We start from the raw sequence: 6,097 nt of genomic DNA on the forward strand, positions 1-6,097 counted from the left end.
CGCGGGGGGTGTTGGTGAGGGGGGTGCCGGTCTCGGCTGCGGGGCGGTAGGGGGCGGGGTGGCCTTCGGCGACGAAGACGACGTCGAGGAGGTCGGCGCCTTCGGGCGACCAGGCCACGCGGACGGGGCGCCCGCACGTGTACCAGTCCTCGGGGTCCGGAACGCCTTGCGGGTCGTGGCCCGCCTCGGTGGCGAGGCGGGTGTTGGGGACGCCCGTGATACGCAGAGCCGGGTGCGCGGCGGCTGCCTCGAGGGCCTGGTCCAGGGTGAACACGTCCTGGCCCCAGGCAAGTTGGGTGAGAGGACCGCCCGTGGTCCCGGTCGCCGCGCGGAGGGTGACGTCGTAGCGGTGGCGGGTCAGTTCGTTGTGGTGGCGGCCCCGGCGGAGCTCGATGGAGGCGTCCAAGTCCTGGTCCAGCGTGGTGAACCAGTCGGGGTCGACGAGGAGTTCCTCCTCACGCCGTACCGCTTGGTCGACGGCGTCCGGGTCCGTGCCGTGGACGGCGGTGAGGAACGGGCGCAGCAGGCGCAGGTTGCGGACGTCGCCGAGGAACAGGGCGCCGCCGGGTGCGAGGAGGGCCGTCAACTTGCCCACGACGTCCCGGAGATACGCGCCGCTCGGGAAGTACTGGATCACCGAGTTGACGACGATCGTGTCGAACCCGCCCTCGGGCAGGCCGGTCACGTCGTGCGCGGGCTGGGTGCGCAGGACCACCTTGCCGGTCAACTCCGGCTGGTGGCGGACGTGTTCGGTGAGGACGCCGATCGCGGTCGCCGAGAAGTCGGTCGCCCAGTACGTCTCGCAGTCGGGCGCGAGTTTCGCCAGCAGCAGGCCGGTTCCGGCGCCGACCTCCAGGATGCGGCGGGGGGCGAGGGCACGGATGCGGTCGACGGTGGCGTCCCGCCACTCCCGCATCTGCGGCTCGGGGATGGGCCGGCCGTCGTAACTGCTGTTCCAGCCGGTGAAGTTCTCGCCGAACGCGGTCTGCCCTGCGGTCACGGGGAGGGCGTCGTAGGTCTCCCGCCAGGTCTCCACGATGTCCAGTTCGTGGTCGCGGTGTGCGGTGGCCGGGACGACGTAGGCGATCAGGCGGTCGTCCCGTACCGTCACGACGCTGTGGGCGACGGCCGGGTGCTCGGTCAACTGGGCTTCAATCTCGGCGGGTTCGACGCGGAAGCCGCGCACCTTGACCTGGTCGTCGGCGCGTCCGGCGAACTCCAGCTCGCCGCCGCGCGTCCAGCGGACCAGGTCGCCCGTGCGGTACATGCGGGCGCCGGGAGGACCGTACGGGTCGGCGACGAACCGATCGGCTGTCAGAGCGGGCCTGTTGAGGTAACCGCGCGCCAACCCGGCGCCGGACACGTACAGTTCGCCGGGCACTCCGGGCGGCACGGGCTGGAGTCCGGCGTCGAGGACGTACACGCGGGCGCCGGTGATCGGGCGTCCGATGGGCGGGAGTTGGCCGGTCGGGGTGAGCGGGTCGCTCATCGTGGCGCAGACCGTCGTCTCGGTCGGACCGTACGCGTTGATCATCCGACGGCCGGGCGCCCACTTCGCGACGAGTTCCGGCGAGCACGCCTCACCCGCGACGACCAGCGTCGAAGCCGTCAACTCCCCTTCCAGCGCGACCAGTACGGACGGCGGGACCGTCACATGCGTCACGTCGAGTTCGGTGAGCGCCGGGAGCGGGTTGCCGGGGGGCGGCAGGACGAGGGCCGCGCCGGTCAGCAGGGCCGTGTACAGCTCGGACACGGACGCGTCGAAGCTGGGCGAGGCGAACTGGAGGACGCGGCTGTCCGCGTCGATGGCGAACCGCTCGACCTGGCCCGCGACCAGGTGGGCGAGCCCGGCATGGCTGACGACAACGCCCTTGGGGCGGCCGGTCGAGCCCGAGGTGTAGATGACGTACGCCGGGTGCTGCGGCAGGACGCGGATCGGGGGTTCCGTCTCGGGGTGCCCGGCGGCCGTGACGGCTTCCGGGGAGTCGACGACGACCGCCGGCCGCGCGTCGTCCAGCATGAACGCGATCCGGGCCTGCGGGTACGCCGGGTCGACCGGCAGATAGGCAGCGCCCGCCTTCAGGACACCGAGGATGCCGATGACGAGTTCGACGGACCGGGGCAGCTTCAGCGCCACCAAGTCCTCGGGGCCGACGCCCTGTTGGATCAGGTGGTGCGCGAACCGGTTGGCGCGGGCGTCGAGTTCGCCGTACGACAGCTCCCGCTCCCCCGCGACCAGCGCGACGGCGTCGGGTGTCGTGCGTACCTGGCGGGCGAAGGCGGCCGGGAGGGGCTCGGCGGGGATGGCGCTGTCGGCGGCGGGCTCCAGCAGACGGCGGCGTTCGTCGGCGGTGAGGAGGTCGGCGCGGCCGATGGGCCGGGCGGGTTCCTCAACTCCGGCTCGCAGTAGGCGGGTCCAGCGGTCGACGAGGTCGGTGACCGTGTCGGGGTCGTAGAGGTCGGTGGCGTACTCGACGGCTCCGGAGATGCCGCCCTCGGGGCGCTCGTACAGGTTGAAGCCGAGGTCGAACTTGGCGGTGCCGGTCGGCACGGTCAGCGGGGTGACGCGCAGGCCGGGCAGGTCGAAGGTGCCCATGGGGGCGTTCTGGAGGGCGAACATCACCTGGAACAGCGGGTGATGGGAGAGGGAGCGGACCGGGTTCAGCTCCTCGACGAGGTTCTCGAACGGCAGGTCCTGGTGGGCGTACGCCGACAGGGACGTCTCGCGGACCCGCCGGACCAGTTCCTCGAACGAGGGGTCGCCGGACGTGTCGGTGCGCAGGACGAGGGTGTTGACGAAGAAGCCCACCAGGTCGTCCAGCGCCTGGTCCGTACGGCCCGCGACCGGACTGCCCACCGCGATGTCCGTACCCGCGCCCAGCCGCGTGAACAGCGCGGCGAGACCGGCCTGGAGCACCATGAACAGGCTCGCGCCCTGCCGTCCGGCGAGTGCGCGCAGGCCCTGGTGGAGTTCCGGGTCGAGGTCGACGAGGAGGTGGGCGCCGCCGTATCCGGCGACCGCCGGGCGCGGTCGGTCGGCGGGGAGGCGGAGTTGGTCGGGGAGGTCGGCCAGCTGGTGTTTCCAGTAGCCGAGTTGGCCGCCGAAGGTGCTAGCCGGGTCGGACTCGTCGCCCAGGAGGGCGCGTTGCCACAGGGTGTAGTCGGCGTACTGCGCGGGCAGGGGCTGCCAGTCCGGCTTGCGGCCCGCGCGGCGGGCGGCGTACGCCTCGGCGAGGTCGCGGGAGAGGGGTCCGGTGGACCAGCCGTCGCCGGCGATGTGGTGCATGACGAGGAGCAGGACGTGGTCGTCGCCTGCGAGCGCGAACAGCTCGGCCTTCAGGGGGAGTTCGGCGGTCAGGTCGAAGGGGGAGCGGGCCGCGCGGGAGAGGAGTTCCGGCAGGTGTGCTTCGTCGGTGTGGGTGACCCTGAGGCGGGGGCGGGCGGCGTCCAGGATGTGCTGGGTCGGGGTGCCGTCCGGGCCTTCGGGGAACACCGTGCGGAGGGTCTCGTGGCGGTCCGTGACGTCGGCGAGGGCCGCTTCGAGGGCACGTTCGTCGAGCTGTCCGGTGAGGCGCAGGGCGAGGGGAATGTTGTAGGTGGCCTCGCTGCCCTCCATCTGGTGCAGGAACCACAGGCGGCGCTGTGCGAACGACAACGGCAGGACGTCCGGGCGGACTTGGCTCGCCAGGACGGGGCGCGCCTGCCCCGCGGAGTCCAGTGCGGCGGCGAGTCCGGCGACGGTCGGCGTCTCGAACAGGGTGCGCAGCGGGAGTTCGACGCCGAGGGTGGCGCGGACCCGGGAGGCGAGGCGGGTGGCGAGCAGCGAGTGGCCGCCGAGGTCGAAGAAGCCGTCGTCCGCGCCGACTTCGGCGACACCGAGCACCTCGGCGAAGAGTCCGGCGAGCAACTGCTCGCGCGGTGTGCGGGCTTCGCGGCCGGTCGAGGAGAACTCCGGTGTGGGCAGGGCTGCTCGGTCCAGCTTGCCGTTCGGCGTCAGCGGCAGCGCGTCCAGGACGACGAACGCGCTGGGCACCATGTGGTCCGGCAACCGCTCCTTGAGGTGCGCCCGCAGCGCGGCCGGGGCGGGCTCGGCGCCGGGCACGGGGACGACGTAGCCGACGAGCCGGTCCCGCCGTACCGCCACGACCGTGTGCGCGACCTCGGGGTGATCGCCCAACTGGGCCTCGATCTCCGCCGGTTCGATGCGGAAGCCGCGCACCTTGACCTGGTCGTCGGCGCGTCCGGCGAACTCCAGCTCGCCACCGCGCGTCCAGCGGACGAGGTCCCCCGTGCGGTACATGCGGGCGCCGGGAGGACCGTACGGGTCGGCGACGAACCGATCCGCTGTCAGGGCAGGCCTGTTGAGGTAGCCGCGCGCCAACCCGGCGCCCGCGACATAGAGTTCACCGGCGACGCCGGGCGCCACGGGCTGGAGTCCGGCGTCGAGGACGTATACCCGTGTGCCGGTGATCGGGCCGCCGATGGGCGGGAGTTGGCCGGTCGGGGTGAGCGGAGCGCTCGCCGTGGCGCAGACGGTCGTCTCGGTCGGACCGTACGCGTTGATCATCCGACGGCCGGGAGCCCAGCGCTGGACGAGTTCCGGCGAGCACGCCTCACCCGCGACGACGAGGGTCGTGGCCTTCAACTCCCCTTCCAGCGCGACCAGTACGGACGGCGGGACGGTCACATGTGTGACGTCGAGGTCCGTCAGCGCGGGCAAGGGGGCGTCCGTGGGGGCGAGGACCAGGGTGGCGCCCGTGAGGAGTGCGGCGCACAGGTCCCAGAAGGACGCGTCGAATCCGGTGGAGGTGAACTGGAGGACACGGCTGTCGTCGTCGAGGGCGAGGCGTTCGACCTGGGTGGCGACGAGGCCGGGGAGTCCGGCGTGGGTGACGACGACGCCCTTGGGGCGGCCGGTCGAGCCCGAGGTGTAGATGACGTACGCCGGATGCTGCGGCAGGACGTTGACCTGCGGTGCCGTGTCGGGGTGCCCGGTTGCCGCGACGGCCTGCGGGGAGTCGACGACGAGCGCGGGCCGCGCGTCGTCCAGCATGTGCGCGATCCGGGCCTCGGGGTACTCCGGGTCGACGGGGACGTAGGCCGCGCCCGCCTTCAGGACACCGAGGATGGCGACGATCAGCTCCACGGACCGGGGCAGCTTCAGCGCCACCAAGTCCTCGGGGCTGACGCCCTGTTGGATCAGGTGGTGTGCGAACCGGTTGGCGTGGGCGTCGAGTTCGGCGTACGTGACCGTCGTTTCGCCGCTGACGACTGCGGGGGCGGCGGGTCGGCGGGTCGCCTGTCGCCGGAACAGGTCCGGGAGGACGGCCTGCGGTACGTCACGGGTGGTGTTGCGGTCGTGCAGGAGGGTGTGGCGTTCCTGCGGGTCGAGGACGTCGAGGGTGCCGATGCGGTGGCCGGGGTCGGTGGCTGCGGCGGTCAACAGCCGTCGCCAGCGGTCGAAGAGGGCGCGTACGGAGTCCTCGTCGAAGAGGTCGGCGCTGTACTCCAGGACCGCTTCGAGGCCGTCGGGGGTGCCGTCGGGGCAGCGGTGTTCGGTGACGGCGATCGCGAGGTCGAGGCGGGCGGTGCCGGTGCCGACGGGGACCGGGGCGGTGTGCAGGCCGGGCAGGGCGAAGTCGCCCTCGGGGGTGTTCTGGAGGGCCAACAGGACCTGGAACAGGGGGTGGTGGGCGAGGGAGCGGGCCGGGTTGAGGGTCTCCACCAGGTGCTCGAACGGCACGTCCTGGTGGTCGTAGGCCGACAGCGCGGTCTCGCGGACACGGGCGAGGAGTTCGGTGAAGGTGGGGTCGCCGGACGTGTCGGTGCGCAGGACGAGGGTGTTGACGAAGAAGCCCACCAGGTCGTCCAGCGCCTGGTCCGTACGGCCCGCGACCGGACTGCCCACCGCGATGTCCGTACCCGCGCCCAGCCGCGTGAACAGCGCGGCAAGACCGGCCTGGAGCACCATGAACAGGCTCGCGCCGTTGCGGCGGGCCAACTCGTGCAGGGCGTCGTGGAGTTCGGCGTCGACGGTGGCCGTGAGGAGGCCGCCTCGGTGGGTGGTGCCCGCCGGGCGGGGGCGGTCGGTGGGGAG

The 6,097-nt window shown here is 72.5% G+C and carries 1 protein-coding gene; it reads right to left on the reverse strand.

Features of this window, described 5'->3' with window-relative positions:
* On the reverse strand, positions 1-6,097 hold a 6,097-nt coding region (locus AOK24_RS16325), incomplete at both ends, for a non-ribosomal peptide synthetase (RefSeq protein ID WP_159051888.1).

This window comes from Streptomyces niveiscabiei (genome assembly GCF_001419795.1).
Classification (GTDB): Bacteria; Actinomycetota; Actinomycetes; order Streptomycetales; family Streptomycetaceae; genus Streptomyces; species Streptomyces niveiscabiei.